16 protein-coding genes and 1 tRNA gene are annotated in these 13,418 nt (G+C 58.6%); 12 read left to right on the forward strand and 5 right to left on the reverse strand.

Annotation, left to right across the window (positions count from 1 at the left end; genetic code table 11):
• The first annotated feature begins 18 nt into the window (after window positions 1-18).
• Complete coding sequence (gene albA, locus METLI_RS04435; RefSeq protein ID WP_004038364.1) at window positions 19-297, forward strand: DNA-binding protein Alba; 279 nt, start codon at window positions 19-21, stop codon at window positions 295-297.
• Between the two features lie 67 nt (window positions 298-364).
• Entirely contained in the window at window positions 365-811 is a 447-nt protein-coding gene (locus METLI_RS04440; protein ID WP_004038365.1) for a hypothetical protein, read from the forward strand.
• On the opposite strand, the gene METLI_RS04445 is transcribed toward METLI_RS04440, so the two are convergent.
• The 4 genes from METLI_RS04445 to METLI_RS04460 all read right to left on the reverse strand — a co-directional run bounded on the left by METLI_RS04445 (window position 801) and on the right by METLI_RS04460 (window position 4,587).
• Complete coding sequence (locus METLI_RS04445) at window positions 801-1,937, reverse strand: DUF373 family protein (RefSeq protein ID WP_004038366.1); 1,137 nt, start codon at window positions 1,935-1,937, stop codon at window positions 801-803. The genes METLI_RS04440 and METLI_RS04445 overlap by 11 nt on opposite strands.
• A 59-nt stretch (window positions 1,938-1,996) precedes the next feature.
• On the reverse strand, window positions 1,997-2,860 hold the full coding sequence (locus tag METLI_RS04450) for a coiled-coil protein (RefSeq protein ID WP_004038367.1): 864 nt from the start codon (window positions 2,858-2,860) through the stop codon (window positions 1,997-1,999).
• Between the two features lie 400 nt (window positions 2,861-3,260).
• Window positions 3,261-4,400: a cell division protein FtsZ gene (gene ftsZ, locus METLI_RS04455; RefSeq protein WP_004038368.1), complete on the reverse strand. Its 1,140-nt coding sequence runs from the start codon at window positions 4,398-4,400 to the stop codon at window positions 3,261-3,263.
• Window positions 4,401-4,410: 10 nt separating this feature from the next.
• Window positions 4,411-4,587: a ribbon-helix-helix domain-containing protein gene (locus tag METLI_RS04460; protein WP_004038369.1), complete on the reverse strand. Its 177-nt coding sequence runs from the start codon at window positions 4,585-4,587 to the stop codon at window positions 4,411-4,413.
• 194 nt (window positions 4,588-4,781) lie between these two features.
• On the opposite strand from METLI_RS04460, the gene METLI_RS04465 reads away from it, so the two are divergent.
• The 3 genes from METLI_RS04465 to METLI_RS04475 are packed head-to-tail and all read left to right on the forward strand — an operon-like array spanning window position 4,782 to window position 7,681.
• Window positions 4,782-5,777 carry a pyridoxal phosphate-dependent aminotransferase gene (locus tag METLI_RS04465; protein ID WP_004038370.1) on the forward strand — a complete coding sequence of 332 codons (996 nt, stop codon included), beginning with the start codon at window positions 4,782-4,784 and terminating at the stop codon, window positions 5,775-5,777.
• Entirely contained in the window at window positions 5,765-6,394 is a 630-nt protein-coding gene (locus tag METLI_RS04470) for an NTP transferase domain-containing protein (RefSeq protein WP_004038371.1), read from the forward strand. The genes METLI_RS04465 and METLI_RS04470 overlap by 13 nt, the downstream gene beginning before the upstream one ends.
• 48 nt (window positions 6,395-6,442) lie before the next feature.
• Window positions 6,443-7,681 (forward strand): ornithine cyclodeaminase, encoded by a 1,239-nt coding sequence (locus METLI_RS04475; protein WP_004038372.1) that lies wholly within the window; start codon window positions 6,443-6,445, stop codon window positions 7,679-7,681.
• Here METLI_RS04475 and METLI_RS04480 read toward each other — a convergent pair.
• Entirely contained in the window at window positions 7,671-8,663 is a 993-nt protein-coding gene (locus tag METLI_RS04480; protein WP_004038373.1) for an archaeosine biosynthesis radical SAM protein RaSEA, read from the reverse strand. The genes METLI_RS04475 and METLI_RS04480 overlap by 11 nt on opposite strands.
• Window positions 8,664-8,691: 28 nt before the next feature.
• Between METLI_RS04480 and METLI_RS04485 the strand changes: the two genes are divergently transcribed.
• From METLI_RS04485 to hypE, 7 genes are all read left to right on the forward strand, one after another.
• Window positions 8,692-9,777, forward strand: coding sequence for a hypothetical protein (locus METLI_RS04485; RefSeq protein WP_004038374.1), 1,086 nt, complete (start codon window positions 8,692-8,694; stop codon window positions 9,775-9,777).
• A gap of 50 nt (window positions 9,778-9,827) precedes the next feature.
• Window positions 9,828-9,911, forward strand: a tRNA-Ser gene (locus METLI_RS04490).
• A gap of 256 nt (window positions 9,912-10,167) precedes the next feature.
• Window positions 10,168-10,602, forward strand: coding sequence for a HEAT repeat domain-containing protein (locus METLI_RS04495; protein ID WP_157203214.1), 435 nt, complete (start codon window positions 10,168-10,170; stop codon window positions 10,600-10,602).
• Between the two features lie 114 nt (window positions 10,603-10,716).
• On the forward strand, window positions 10,717-11,736 hold the full coding sequence (locus METLI_RS04500) for a PAS domain-containing protein (protein WP_004038376.1): 1,020 nt from the start codon (window positions 10,717-10,719) through the stop codon (window positions 11,734-11,736).
• A gap of 97 nt (window positions 11,737-11,833) precedes the next feature.
• Window positions 11,834-12,058, forward strand: coding sequence for a HypC/HybG/HupF family hydrogenase formation chaperone (locus METLI_RS04505; protein WP_004038377.1), 225 nt, complete (start codon window positions 11,834-11,836; stop codon window positions 12,056-12,058).
• Window positions 12,059-12,060: 2 nt separating this feature from the next.
• Complete coding sequence (locus METLI_RS04510; protein ID WP_004038378.1) at window positions 12,061-12,402, forward strand: hydrogenase maturation nickel metallochaperone HypA/HybF; 342 nt, start codon at window positions 12,061-12,063, stop codon at window positions 12,400-12,402.
• The gene (gene hypE, locus METLI_RS04515; RefSeq protein WP_004038379.1) at window positions 12,399-13,394 is read left to right on the forward strand and encodes a hydrogenase expression/formation protein HypE; all 996 of its coding nucleotides are present in this window, start codon (window positions 12,399-12,401) and stop codon (window positions 13,392-13,394) included. Before METLI_RS04510 ends, hypE begins: the two co-directional genes overlap by 4 nt.
• The last annotated feature ends 24 nt before the right edge of the window (window positions 13,395-13,418 follow it).

Genomic DNA, 13,418 nt, shown 5'->3' on the forward strand with positions numbered 1-13,418 from the left:
AGCAGAGAGAGGTGGACAATGTTGAAGGACAACACAGTATTCGTTGGAAACAAACCGGTCATGAACTATGTGCTTGCAGTCGTCACCCAGTTCAACAACGGCGCAGATGAAGTGGCCATAAAAGCCAGGGGCAAGGCAATCTCCCGGGCAGTCGACACGGCCGAAATAGCAATCAACCGTTTTCTTGAGGGAGTTGCAAAAAAAGAGATTCTTACTGGGACCGAGATGATCGACACAGACACCGGAAAGACCAATGTGTCCAGCATTGAGATCGTGCTCTCCCAGCAGCTCCGCTGAGGGGAGAAAACCAACCCTTTTTTCCCGACCAGAAAGGATATATGATCTCCTTCAGAGAAGATCGTATATGCAATCTCTGACGCGCTGCCTTGTGATCCTGCTCTTCATCGCGGCACTTGCCGTCCCTGCGGCTGCTGCGGAGAACAGGTACGGTTATATCACAGTCCAGAGCGTCGATATCGCGCTTGCCAATCAGGATGCCACGGTGACGCTGAATTATACGATCGACGAAGGCATCCAGCTCCTTGTACAGTTCCTTGGCATGAGCGATCTCCGCACGAAGGTGCTCACGATCGCAAACTTCGAGAACGCGGAGATCATGGAGATCGATATGGATCATGCCGTCATCCGGGTGGCCGGGGCAGGTCTCGATTACGGCGACGGGGCATACTGGTTCCCGAAGCACGATTTCGGCGCGGTGATCCCCCTTATGACGGTGAGTTCGCCTCAGGACTCCCGCACTTTTGTCAACATGAGCGAGTTCCCCCGGGGAATGGGGTATTTCAGGGCGTAACCGCGTTTCTGATAACTTCTTCCTCTTTTTCTTTCTTTTCAATCCAGCGGTTGACGACCGACTGGATGTAGACGCCGGCGAAGGCCAGGACAAGTCCGCCGATCATCGCAAAGACGGCGTACTGGATCCCGATCACGTCCTTGAACGGGAAATTTTCGATATCTGAAAGGGAGAGCATGTAGATGCTGATCCCATAGATGATGATCCCGATGGCGCTGATAAAGAAGGGGAGGACGATCACCCTGCCAAGGTCGTGGGTCTCGTTGAGGTAGACGTCGATGATCCGCCCGATCGAGCCGATGAGCCCGGCCGCCGTGAACCATCCGATCGCCCCGTAGGCGAAGGTAAGAACGTAAAAGAGGAGGCCCTCGTCAGAATAGTAGACGAGGAGGCTATAGAGCCCGATGATGATGCCGACGATCACAAACAGGATCGCCGTGATATAGGAGACAAAGGTGACCCTGCCCCGGCGCAGGGCGACCTGGAGGGAGGTGATGGTGTAGCCGAAGAACTCGTCGAAACCGAGACCTTTGAAGAGGAGGTAGAATCCAATCGCCCCGACGACGACGATCGTCGCTCCTTCTGGATAGCCGATGAGGTAGGCGATCGCGTAGATGAGCATGCCGAGCCCGACCGGGATCAGGACCGTCCGCGCGACCTTCGGGTCGTCGAGGAGTTTTTTTATGATATAATAGGTGCCTTCGAGGTTTGGCATCTGGGCGACGATCACCCGCCGAATCCCGCTCACCGGAAGGCGCGACTGTATGATCGGCAGGACATACTCGTCTTCGACGCCGTCTGATATGAGGATGCAGGATGAAGCGCGGGTCTTTTCCAGGACTCTGTCGAGGTCGTCGCCGATCTTGCGGTCGCCTTCGAGCATATGCATGTGGTCTCCGGTCAGGATGACGACTTCGACCTCTTCTCCCCGTCCCACAAGTTCGTCGTGGGTCTTTACGGCCTGGAAGATGGCATTGACGTCTGAATCCTCTGGGTCGGCCAGAGCGAGCGTGCTTGCTGCATCGAGACATGCCGCTCGCCCGATTATCGGGCTCCTGACGCCTGCCTTGTAGCCGAGGTCGTCGTCCCGATCGATACAGAGGATAAGAGTCCTGCCGCTAACCATCTGATTAGAAATTATCTTCAAACTAATAAATAATTGCTAGAAGGTCGAAAAAAAGATTATTAAAGAAGTTTGGAGCGCTGCAGGAGAAGGATGTCGTCGGTGGTGAGTTTCTCGCCGCCCTTGAAGAGCTGGAAGATCCGTTCGGCTTCCTGGCGGACTTCACGCTGCTCCTTGGTGACCTTCGTCTTCTTCTTCTTGTTGCGCAGTCCGGAGATGACTTTGTCATAGTCCCGCAGCTCTTTCTGGCAGGTGATGAAGGCCTGGTGCTCTTCGTCAGCCGCCTCCTGTGCTTCTACAAAGCTCTTGTGCTCGGCGTCGGCCGCCTCGCGCGACTGGTCTGCCTTGCGGTAGAACTCCACCATCAGGTCGTGGTGCTTCTGTGCGAGTTCAGCGATATTGGTGACGGTGTCGTGGATGTCGGACGCTTCTTTTCTGAGGTCGCGGGCTGTCTGGAGTTTGGTCTTGAGCTCTTTATTCTGCTCAAGTTCGTCTTCCTGCTCCTTGATGGCGGCCTTCATGTGCTTGATCTTGTCGATCAGCTCGCGCTCTTTGTCGGTGGAGAAGACTTCGGTCTGCTGCCGGAACTCCATCGATTCGATCTGCCGCTGGATTTCCTTGATGCTTGAACTCTTCTGGAAGGCCGAGTGGTCCTTTTTAAAAGACTCGATCTCTTCAAAATATTCGTTGGCCTTCGCGTTGAGCTCGTTTCTCTTCTCCTTGAGCGCCTGGACCTCGTTGTTGTATTGGTCGCGGAGCTCCTTGTTTTTCTGCGCTTCCTCGACGAACTCCCGGGTCTGACCGTTGAGTTTATTTCGCTCTCGTGCGTGGGTGCTGGCCGCAGCATTCAGTTCATTACGCCTGTTTTTGTGTTGTTCAGACTCAGAAAGTGCTTTTTTTCTCTTTTCGATCAGTTCGTCCAACATGCTCTACCAATCCTCAAATTTCAATACCAGTGTATATGCGCCATCGGGCTCTGATGCACGGGAACACCTGCAGGAAGACGAGGTAATACAGAGGAAAATGATACAACAAAAGATACCTTCCGGACCAGGGGTGTGTATCCTCTGATTCGTGTGGTCACAACGCTGTTCATAGTGTTCAACTCCGATACCCTCAGGAGGCGACCGGCGAAGCCGGCGTGTCCAATTGCACCGTGGTGATCCGCGATGGGTTATACCAGGATTTCTAACAAATTGGGGTTTTCAACGTATTAATGTTTTCGCAGGGCCTCGGGCGATCCGGCCGTCTCAGCGGGGTTTTGCAGGCATGAGCGTACGCTCTCTTGCCGCGCCCGGGAGAAAAACACCGTTCTCAAAAAAAAGATCAGAGGAAGTCGATCAGGTGTCCGCTGGTGCGGTCGCCTGCCATATTTCGCTGCTGGCCGCCGCGTCCTGTCGCCATCGGCTGTGCCACAGGCTGATAATTGCCGCGGTGACCGCCAAGGATCTGAGCGCTCTTGACGCCGGTCATGATTGCCATCACCCTGACCTTGCCCTCGTAGTCATTGTTCACGCGCGCACCCCAGATCACGTCGGCGTGCGGGTCGAGCTCGTAGGTGAGCGAGCTTGCGATCTCCTCGGCGTCCTGGAGGGTGAGGTCGCTGCCGCCGGTGATGTGGATCAGGCTGCCGGTTGCCCCGCGGTAGTCGATGTCAAGGAGCGGGTGGGAGAGGCACTCGTGGACGACGCTCTCTGCCTTGTTCTGCTGTTTGCTCTCGCCCACAAGCATGCAGGCGACGCCGCCCTTGCTCATGATCGCCCTGACGTCTGCATAGTCAATGTTGATCAGGGAGGGCTGGGTGATCGTCTCTGAGATGCCCTTGACCGTCTCGGCAATGAGCTGGTCCATCACCGAGAATGCCTGCCCGAGGGGGAGGTTGGGGACATAGTTGATGAGCCTGTTGTTGTCCAGAACGATGACCGAGTCCGCGCTGCTGCTGAGCTGCTGGAGCCCTTCCTCTGCACGGAGGAGTCTGGCCTTCTCGACCTGGAAGGGATAACTGACCATCCCGACAACGATGGCGCCCTGCTCTTTGGCGATCTGCGCCACAACGGGAGCCACACCGGTACCTGTGCCGCCGCCCATACCTGCCGTGATGAAACAGAGGTCTGCTGTCTCGAGGAGCTTTTCAAGAGTCGGCCGTGCCATCTCGGCCGCCCTCTTGCCGACGTCGGGGAATCCGCCGGCACCAAGGCCCTTGGTGAGAGACTTGCCTATGAGGACGCGCTTGTCGGCCTGGATCATGTCCAGGTGCTGCTTGTCGGTGTTGACCGCAATGGTCTCCGCTCCTGACACCTGCATGTGATAGAGCCTGTTGATGGTGTTGTTGCCGGCGCCGCCGCACCCGACGATGACGATGCGTGGCTGGCCGAGGAAATCATCCTCATCGCCAATGATGCCGTCCCTGTTCTTTCCTCGTTCGATCTCTGCGTTTTTCATCGCTTCGTTTATGATGGTCTGCATTCATTGCCTCCTAAACCTTGAATGACACCTGGTCGCTTTCCCTCATCGCCCGATCTCCGCGCCTCTCGACTAACTCACGTACCGCGTGTCGTACCGCCTCTGACACGGTGGGAAATTCGCCACTATCGACAAGTCGTTGAAGCATTTCGACCTGCTGCCGGGGGAGTCTGATCGTGATCCGTTCCATCTTCTGCCTCGGGGGATCTGACAAATGGCTGGCAATTGTCTGCCAATTGTCAGACAGAATGATGCCTTCTGTCTGATCGGTGCGCCAGACTAATCAACTAACTCCTGTATGGGTTATAAATATTGCGATTTTATTTTTTTTGAAAGAGTATTGTTATATGCGATGGACTCGCAAATTTGCGATATACTGATTCTATGTCCAGAAATAACCCCGGAAAGGTGATCCATGGCGGTACGGTGCGCTGGCATCAGAGGCACTCCACGGAAAAGATCCTCGATTTCAGTGCGAACCTCAATCCCTTTCCTCCCAATGTCCCTCTCGAGTTTGATGCAGGTGCCATTGGCGCCTATCCCGACGACCGATATGAAACCCTCAAAGAGGCAATATCGGGAGTATTTCGGCGCGATCCCGAAGAGATCGCCGTCGGAAACGGATCGGTGGAGGTGATCCGCACCTATTGCACCTCGACACTTGGCGCCGGGGACCGTGCGGCCATTTTTGAGCCGACGTTTGGCGAGTACGGTATGGCCGTCCGCCTCTGCGGGGGCGAGATCACATCAGATCCTGCCGGCGCTGCGGTCAGATTCCTCTGCAATCCCAACAACCCGGACGGTGCGCTCACGCCGCGCACGACCGTGCTGGCCATCCTCGACGAACTCAAACCGGGCCAGAGGCTTTTTGTGGACGAGGCCTTCATCGAACTCTCCGACCCCGCGGCGAGCGTCTCCGACATCAGAGATCCGGCCCTCTTTGTTTCACGCTCCATCACCAAATCTTTTGCCGTCCCCGGCCTTCGGTTCGGCTTCGGTTTCGGCGATCCTGACCTTGTTGCCGAGATGGAGACAAGGCGTCTCCCCTGGACGGTGAATGCATGCGCAGAGACCTTCACGATCGCCGCCCTCGAACATTACCATGACCTCGAGGAGTCGAGGCGCCTGATCCGCGCCGAGCGTGCATGGCTTGAAGGTGCCTTCAAGCGCATCGGTCTCTCTCCTCTCCCTTCCTCGGCGAATTATCTCCTCGTTCCCCTGCCATGCGAGGCGGCGGCGGTCTGTGCGGCCCTCTCTGACCGCAGGATCCTTGTGCGGGACTGCACCTCGTTCGGGCTTCCGAAGGCGATCAGGGTGGCGGTGCGGACCCGTGAGGAGAACAGGATTCTGATGGAGGCCTTCCCTGCATGCTTGCCCTGATCCTCGCCGGGGGGCTTGGTTCACGTCTTAATATGGGAGAGAAACCTCTGGTCCAGGTCTGTGGGACGCCGATGATCGAGTACGTGATCAGGGCCTTCTCGGGCTGCGGGCACCGGGTGATCGTCGTCGGTTCGCCAAAGACCCCCTTCACCCGAAACTGGTGCCGGGCGCATGGCATCGATCTCTATCCTGCTTCTGGCCGGGGATATGTGGAGGACATCGTGGAGGCCGTCACCGAGATCGGCGAGGACGGACCGGTCTGCACTTCGGTGTCGGATATCCCCTGTGTCGATCCCGGTATTGTGGGGCGTATAATGGATGCCTATCTTGAGGTAGGCACACCTGCGCTCTCGACCTGGGTGCCGTCCTCCCTCTGCCGCGGTTCGGCCCTCAGGTGTTCGTACCGGGAATCGATCGGCGGCGTGCCCGCATGCCCTGCCGGGATAAACATCCTCAAGGGCGACCTGATCGAAGAGGAGCAGGCAGAGCATAAACTCCTTCTTGAGGAACCGGCCCTCGCCCTCAATGTGAACACCCCGGAGGATCTCGCCCTTGCGGCGCGCATCCTCTGCCCGGCTTCCGGCGGATCGGCCGGCGGTCAGGGACACCGATCCTGATTTTTATCCGGACGAAAGCATATTATCCTCCCAAACCGACATTTCTCTATGCAAACGTCCCGCGAGATCGAACTTGAAGGACATATCATCGACTCCGGCATCATGACGCTCGTCTTTGACCGGATCATGGATATGGGCGGGAATTTCGAGATCCTGATCTTCGAGGTCGGGAAAAAGAAGACGGATCCGAGTTATGCTAGACTCAGCGTGAACGCCCCTGACGAATCCCGCCTGGAGGGGATCCTCAGCGAACTCTACCGCCTTGGCGCTCATCTCCCGGTGGTGGCCGACGCGACGCTGGCCCCTGCAGAGGGCGATCGGATCGTCCCGAAGGGGTTCTACTCGACGACCAACCACCCGACCTGGGTGAAGTACGAGGGCGAGTGGATCCCGGTCGAGGACATTGAGATGGACTGCCTCCTCGTCGTGGACCCGGATGCGCGGCGGGCGCGCTGCCTGCCGATCTTCAAACTGAAAAAGGGCAGCCTCGTCGTCGTCGGTGAAAACGGCGTCAAGGTCGATTATCCTGAGCGCCCGCGGGAGAAGAGCGAGTTTGAGTTCATGCATGGGACGGTCTCGCCTGAACGCCCCTCCGAGACCCTGATAGAACAGATTGCGGCAGAAATCCTCGAGATTAAAAAGTCAGGCGGACGGATCGTCCTCGTTGGCGGTCCGGCGATCATCCACACCGGCGGGGGCCCGGCGCTTTCCCGGCTCATTCGTGACGGGTATATTCATGTCCTCTTTGCCGGCAACGCCCTCGCCACCCATGACATCGAGTCGAACCTCTTCGGGACCTCCCTGGGGATGGACATCAAGACCGCAAAACTTGTCACGGGCGGGCACAAGCATCACATCATTGCTATCTCCGAGATCCTGCGGGCGGGATCGATCAAAGACGCCGTTGAACAGGGTGTCGTCACCGGAGGGGTGATGTATGAGTGCGTCAGGCACGATGTTCCCTTCGTGCTTGCAGGGTCGATCAGGGACGACGGCCCTCTCCCTGACGTGATCACCGACGTGATGGAGGCCCAGGATGCGATGCGCTCAAATCTGAAGGGCGTGAAGATGGTCCTGATGGTGGCCACTCTCCTCCACTCGGTGGCGGTCGGCAACTGCCTGCCCTCCTCGGTAAAAACGATCTGCGTGGACATCAACCCGGCCTCCCTGACCAAACTGATGGACCGCGGGACGTCGCAGGCGATCGGGATCGTCTCCGATGCCGGGACGTTCTTCCCGATGCTTGCCAGAAAACTCGAAATTCTCTCGAGAAAAGTCAGCGAGTGAGGGGCATGCACCAGGGCCGCTCGTTCGCGAGGACGAACTCCCACTCTTTTTTACAGCCGCACTCGATCTCGGCCAGGGCCCGGATCAGTTCCACGTCCCCGGTCAGGGCGTATTCGTTGATGCCCGCGACGATCTCGCGGTCGTGGGCTCCACAGTTGTGCGGGCCCCTGATGTAGCCGCCGCCGACCGGATCGCAGAAGACCGGGACGCCCGGGTCCACGTTGCCGAGCACCTCAAGGATGCTCCAGAGATACGGCGGCCGGTAGGCCCCGTCCCGCCAGAACCGTTCGAGCTCGGTCCGTTTCTGGACGGTGCAGGCGTTCATGGAGATCATCCCGCAGTACGGCGCCACCTCTTTGATGGACTGTTTCATGTCGTCTATTGCTTCCTGCTCGGTCAGGAACAGGGGTTTTAAGAGCAGGTATGCCTTGACGCCTGCACCGGCGGCAGAGGCGCGCTGCCATGCGGCGATGTAGTCTGCAAAGGAGAATCCTTTCCTGATCGACTTCTCCCTGATGGCGTCGTCCGTGGTCTCAAGCCCCATGGCGACGTGGAAGGGGGTGTCGGTCGCGCCGGTGTCGAGTGCGGCGACCATCGCCTCCACCGCATCTCCATCCACATATTCGGGGCGGGTCTCGACGATGACAACCTTGCCGGCGAACGCCCGGGCGACATCCTCCCTGAACGCCGGTGGCACTTCGACGGGGTCGAGGAAACTCCCTGAGGTGAAGATCTTCACCATGCCGATCTGCGTGAGGTCGAAGGTGTCGAGCACCCACGAAAGCTGGCCGCGCAAGGATGTGAGCAGTTCCTCAGGCGAGGCCCCGAACGAGCCGTCGAAACGGTAGCCGCACATGAGGCACCGGCGGTACGAGCACCCGCCGCTTTTGAAGATGATGGTGAGGGAACCGAGGACCTCCCCCTCGTACCGGTCTTTCCCGGTCCATGAAGCCAGTGGTTTGATCGGTGCAACAGATATCATTAACACCTCATTCGTTGATCTCCTCAGTATGAAAAGGATTGGATTATCCCTGTTCTGCCTCCTCTGCCTCCTCCTTGCAGGACAGGCCTCGGCAGCACAGGTGTATCTGAATGTTCCGGCTTCGGTCAACGCCGGTCAGTCCCTTGAGGTGACCGGGACCACGTCCGGCGCGAATCCGGGGTATGCGTTCGATCTCGTCTTCTACGACGCCACGTACACCAAGACGGAGCTTGCCCGGCAGCAGGTGGTGCTGCAGAAGGACGGAACATTTTCGGCGACGTTCTCGACCGACGGCCTGACTGCCGGCCAGTACTCGATCGAGATCCAGGAGCAGGGCGACGGCATCTTTGGCAGCACAAAAAAACCGGTGCTCCTTAAGATCGTGAACAGGACGGCTGATCTTACCGTATCCTCCCCACTGACCCAGGCGTACGACGGCACCCTTCTGGTCGCAGGCTCGATCAAAAATTATGGCAATGCGGGCGTGCAGCTGACGGTGAAGACCGCGGCCGGGGACTCCGTCTTCTCTCCGCGCTATATCTCAACATCAAACGGTGCGTTCTCGCAGAGGGTGCCGATCCATGCAGGGGGTCAGTATGTCGCCGAGATCATGGACAACACCAGCTATGTCTGGACCGTCGAGTACACGGTGACCGGTGGCGTGGCGACGACGGCGACCACAGAACCGTCCGTCGACGAGGGTCGGACCTATTCGGCCTCAGCGACGGCGTCCAGGACTGCACCTGCCTATTTTGCGGTGGCGACCCTCGGCGGGGCGGTGACGATCACCACCTCCTCGGGGATCGACTGGGTGCTCGAGTACATCGATGAGAATGGTGTGCGGACGACGGTAAACAACCAGGGGACGTCGGCGCCCGAACGCGTCACGTTCCCGGCGGGCGGTGGCACGGTCTATGTGAAGGTGGCCCCGCAGCTCTATACCGATTCCGGGCGTGTGACCCTCACGGCCAGCAATGTGGCGTCGGTGGCTGTCGATGCCTCTGTGGCGTCGAAGTTCGGGGACCCGGTGCCGACGACGACACAGGCGAGCCCTCTTCCCCTCTGGGTCGTGCCTGCGGCGCTCGGGGCCCTCTTCCTGCTGCGGCGGCGCTGAACGGTATATCCCACATCTTTTTTAAGCGCCAGAACAATTATTTATGGCGTGCCGAGATAGTCTAGTCCGGGAAGGCGGCGGCCTTGAAAGCCGCTGGTGCTCGCACCTCGGGAGTTCAAATCTCCCTCTCGGCGCTAAAGACCCTGTTTTGATTCTTCTGCCCTCGTTCTCAATTGCATCTGTTCTGCCGCTTCTCTCGCCCGCTAGGTGCACCCTCTGGTGCCGATTGGACCGGAAAGAGAGAAAATAGCCTGAAGAGACTGTACCGATCCCCCTTCAACCGCACCCGGCAGGCCCGCCGGATCGGCACACCTATACCGCCGTCCGTGAATACTTCCCTGAGTGTGAACCAGCGTGCCTGACAAGTCTGTGAATGATGTGACAGAAGAGGTGCCCTCCACAGAAGTGATGGAGCGGTGCGTGGAACAGGACCTTGACGGCCTCGTCGACCTCCTCTTCAACGGCGGGTCCAGAAACGTGCGGGAGGACGCTGCCCTCGCGATCGGGATATTGATGGGAGACGACGCCATCGAGCCGTTTATCGGTCTCTTTGCCCACGAGGACCCCGAGATCAGAATGGTGGCGTCCTGGGGCCTCAACGCCATCGGTGCGCCGGCCGTCGGCGGACTTGTTGCCGCCCTCTCAAATGAAGACGCCATCATCAGGAAATGGGCCGTCTATACGCTCGGGTTCATCGGGGGCTGCAGGGCCGAGAGGGCGCTCGCGCAGATGGTGGACGACGAAGATCCTGATGTCAGGTGGTGGGCGGCATGGGCCCTCGACCATATCCTGGAGATGCACGGGACCTGCTGCTCGGGCTGCTGATGTCTCTCCCTCCCCTCCTTTGAAACACTTTTTTTTCTTTTTTTCCATCTCTATTCTCGGGATCAAAAAAGAAATGTATTAAGTACTTAAATGGAGTTATTTTAACAGAGACGCATGCGCGCGATTGATGAGGGCAGATCTCTGGAGGCACTTGAGGAGCGATCCGGGGAAGACCTCTGGCAGAGGGTCTTCGATGCGATCGAGGATCCCATTTTTATCCAGAACGCCAGTGGCGTCATCCTCCGGGCCAACCGGGCTGCCGGCGCCCTGCTGGGACGGTCTGCCGAAGCCCTTGTCGGCAGGTTCTGCTATGAGGTCGTCCATGGCACGGCGAGTTTCATCGAAGGGTGCCCCTTTGTCAGGTCATGGGCGTCGCGCTGCAGGGAGAGTTATACCCTCTTCATGCATGACCGGTGGTATCGGGTCACCATCGATCCCCTCCTCGATGCGAAACAGAACGTCGTCGGGGCGATCCACATCATCGCCGATATGAGCGAGATCAAACGGATCGATGAGTTAAGGTCGCATCTCGCCGCAATCCTCGAGACCAGCGAGGAAGCCATCGTCGGCACCGCCCTGGACGGGCGGATCGTCTCCATGAATGCATCGGCACAACGTCTCTTCGGCTTCGACAGCGCAGGGGCACAGGGCCGGCAGGTCACCGATACCGTCCCTGATGAACGAAAAGTGGCGTGGAACGCGGCGATCTCGCGGGTGATCGGCGGCGATGCCGGAAAACGTTTTGAGTCCGAGATCGTCGTCGGCGGGGAACGCCTGGAAATATCGGTCGGAATATCTCGTGTCCTCGATGAGCGAGGAGTTGTCGGCGGCATCTCCTTCATGATCCACGATCTGTCGGCGCAGCGGAGGGCCGAACGCGCCCTTGTGGCGTACGTGACCGAGGCGTCGCTGAGGATGAAGGTCCCGCTCGGTGCCGTTTCAGAGGAGGTTGACCGGGTTACCGCCCTCCTTGCCGGGGGAGCGATCACGCCGCTGGAGGCGGTCGCCATCCTTAAGGTCCAGAAAACTCATCTCGACCAGATCGCCCGGAATCTCGCCGATCTCGATCGCGCCGTCGCCAACTCTGACGGAGAGATCCCTGAGGCGTACCGGCGATTTTTTGCCGGAGAATAGGGGTATAGGCCCCTTCACACTATCTTATTGTGCATATGTAACTTCGGAAGGTGTTTTTACTTTCAGCGCACAAACTCCCTACCTGAGGGAATGCTGAATGTGTGTTGCAGTTCCGGCCGAAGTAATTGAGATCAAGGACGGCAATATCGGCGTCGTTGATTATGGCGAGCTCAGACAGGAGGTGCGGCTCGATCTCGTCGATGTCGAGATCGGCGAGTTCGTCCTTGTTCATGTCGGCTTTGCCATCCAGAAGCTGAGCCGTGAGGAGGGCCTGTCCACCAGAGAACTCTTCAAGGAAGTCTACGCGGCGATGGAAGAATAACAATGCATGAATACAGCATCGCATACGACATCGCCGCAACGGCGCGGCGTGCGGCTCTTGAAAATCACGCCTCGCAGGTGAAAACGGTCAGGGTCGACATCGGCGAGATCGCCATGGTCAACCCCGATCAGGTGAAATTCCTTTTTGATGCCATTATCGAGGACGACCCCCTCTTCAAAGGCGTTGTGATGGTCTGCCGTGAGATAAAAGTTACAAGCCGGTGCGACTGCGGGTATGAAGGCAATGAACGTTTTGTCTGTCCGCAGTGCGGCGGTCTACCCCAGATCGTCGGAGGAAAAGAGATCGTCGTTTCGAATATTGAGATAGAAGTGGATGAGTCATGAAAGTCAACCTGATGCATGGTGCGGGCGGCGAGGTGATGGGCGAACTCCTCGGCGTTCTTACAAAATTTACCCACAACAACGCCGGCGGGATCGGTCTTGAGTCCCTGGACGACGGTGCAGTGATCCCGATCGGAGACCAGAAGATCGTCTTTACGACCGACAGCCATGTCGTCCACCCGATCTTTTTCCCGGGCGGGGACATCGGGAGGATCGCCGTGTCGGGCACGATCAACGATCTGGCGATGATGGGCGGCCGGCCCATCGCCCTCTCCTGCGGCATGGTCATCGAGGAGGGCTTCGAGGTCGCCGACCTCGAGCGGATCGTCTCCTCGATGGACGGCGCTCTGGGGGAGGTCGGCGCTTCGATCGTCACCGGCGATACCAAAGTCCTCGAAAAGGGTTCCCTTGACGGGATCGTGATCAATACCGCGGGAATCGGCGTCGCCGAGAAGGTCGTGCGGGACAACGGTCTCCTGCCCGGCGACGTCATCATCGCCAGCGGCACCATCGGCGATCACGGCATCGCCATCATGGCCCACCGCGAGGGCTTCGATCTCGGCGAGCAGATCAGGTCAGACGTCGCCCCCCTCTGGGGGATGGTGAAACTGGCGCTCGCCGCCGGGGAGATCCACGCGATGAAAGATCCGACGCGCGGCGGGTTTGCAAACGCGATAAACGAGATGGCGCGCAAAAGCGGTGTGCATGTCGAGATCGAGGAGGAGGCCCTCCCGATCAGGACGAACGTCAGGAGCGCCGCCGCCATGCTCGGCATCGACCCGCTCGAAGTCGCCAACGAGGGCAAGGCAATCATGGGCGTCGCCGCGGAGGATGCTGAAGCAATCCTCGCCGCCCTGCGGTCCCACCCCTATGGGCAGGACGCCGCCGTCATCGGAAGGGTCACGGAAGGGCGCGACGTCGTGATGAAGACAAAGATCGGCGGCGAGCGCTATATCGAACCGCCGGTGGGCGACCCGGTTCCCCGGGTCTGCTGAACATTATTTTACTCTCTGGAGGCT

It is taken from the genome of Methanofollis liminatans DSM 4140 (genome assembly GCF_000275865.1).
GTDB classification, from domain to species: Archaea; Halobacteriota; Methanomicrobia; order Methanomicrobiales; family Methanofollaceae; genus Methanofollis; species Methanofollis liminatans.

Coding starts and splice junctions, on each gene's coding strand:
- METLI_RS04470 (WP_004038371.1), top strand. CDS start 5,765: ATGCTTGCCCTGATCCTCGCCGGGGGGCTTGGTTCACGTCTTAATATG.
- METLI_RS04440 (WP_004038365.1), top strand. CDS start 365: ATGCAATCTCTGACGCGCTGCCTTGTGATCCTGCTCTTCATCGCGGCA.
- METLI_RS04460 (WP_004038369.1), bottom strand. CDS start 4,587: ATGGAACGGATCACGATCAGACTCCCCCGGCAGCAGGTCGAAATGCTT.
- METLI_RS04475 (WP_004038372.1), top strand. CDS start 6,443: ATGCAAACGTCCCGCGAGATCGAACTTGAAGGACATATCATCGACTCC.
- METLI_RS04465 (WP_004038370.1), top strand. CDS start 4,782: ATGTCCAGAAATAACCCCGGAAAGGTGATCCATGGCGGTACGGTGCGC.
- METLI_RS04450 (WP_004038367.1), bottom strand. CDS start 2,860: ATGTTGGACGAACTGATCGAAAAGAGAAAAAAAGCACTTTCTGAGTCT.
- METLI_RS04445 (WP_004038366.1), bottom strand. CDS start 1,937: ATGGTTAGCGGCAGGACTCTTATCCTCTGTATCGATCGGGACGACGAC.
- METLI_RS04510 (WP_004038378.1), top strand. CDS start 12,061: ATGCATGAATACAGCATCGCATACGACATCGCCGCAACGGCGCGGCGT.
- METLI_RS04485 (WP_004038374.1), top strand. CDS start 8,692: ATGAAAAGGATTGGATTATCCCTGTTCTGCCTCCTCTGCCTCCTCCTT.
- METLI_RS04480 (WP_004038373.1), bottom strand. CDS start 8,663: ATGATATCTGTTGCACCGATCAAACCACTGGCTTCATGGACCGGGAAA.
- hypE (WP_004038379.1), top strand. CDS start 12,399: ATGAAAGTCAACCTGATGCATGGTGCGGGCGGCGAGGTGATGGGCGAA.
- METLI_RS04500 (WP_004038376.1), top strand. CDS start 10,717: ATGCGCGCGATTGATGAGGGCAGATCTCTGGAGGCACTTGAGGAGCGA.
- ftsZ (WP_004038368.1), bottom strand. CDS start 4,400: ATGCAGACCATCATAAACGAAGCGATGAAAAACGCAGAGATCGAACGA.
- METLI_RS04505 (WP_004038377.1), top strand. CDS start 11,834: ATGTGTGTTGCAGTTCCGGCCGAAGTAATTGAGATCAAGGACGGCAAT.
- albA (WP_004038364.1), top strand. CDS start 19: ATGTTGAAGGACAACACAGTATTCGTTGGAAACAAACCGGTCATGAAC.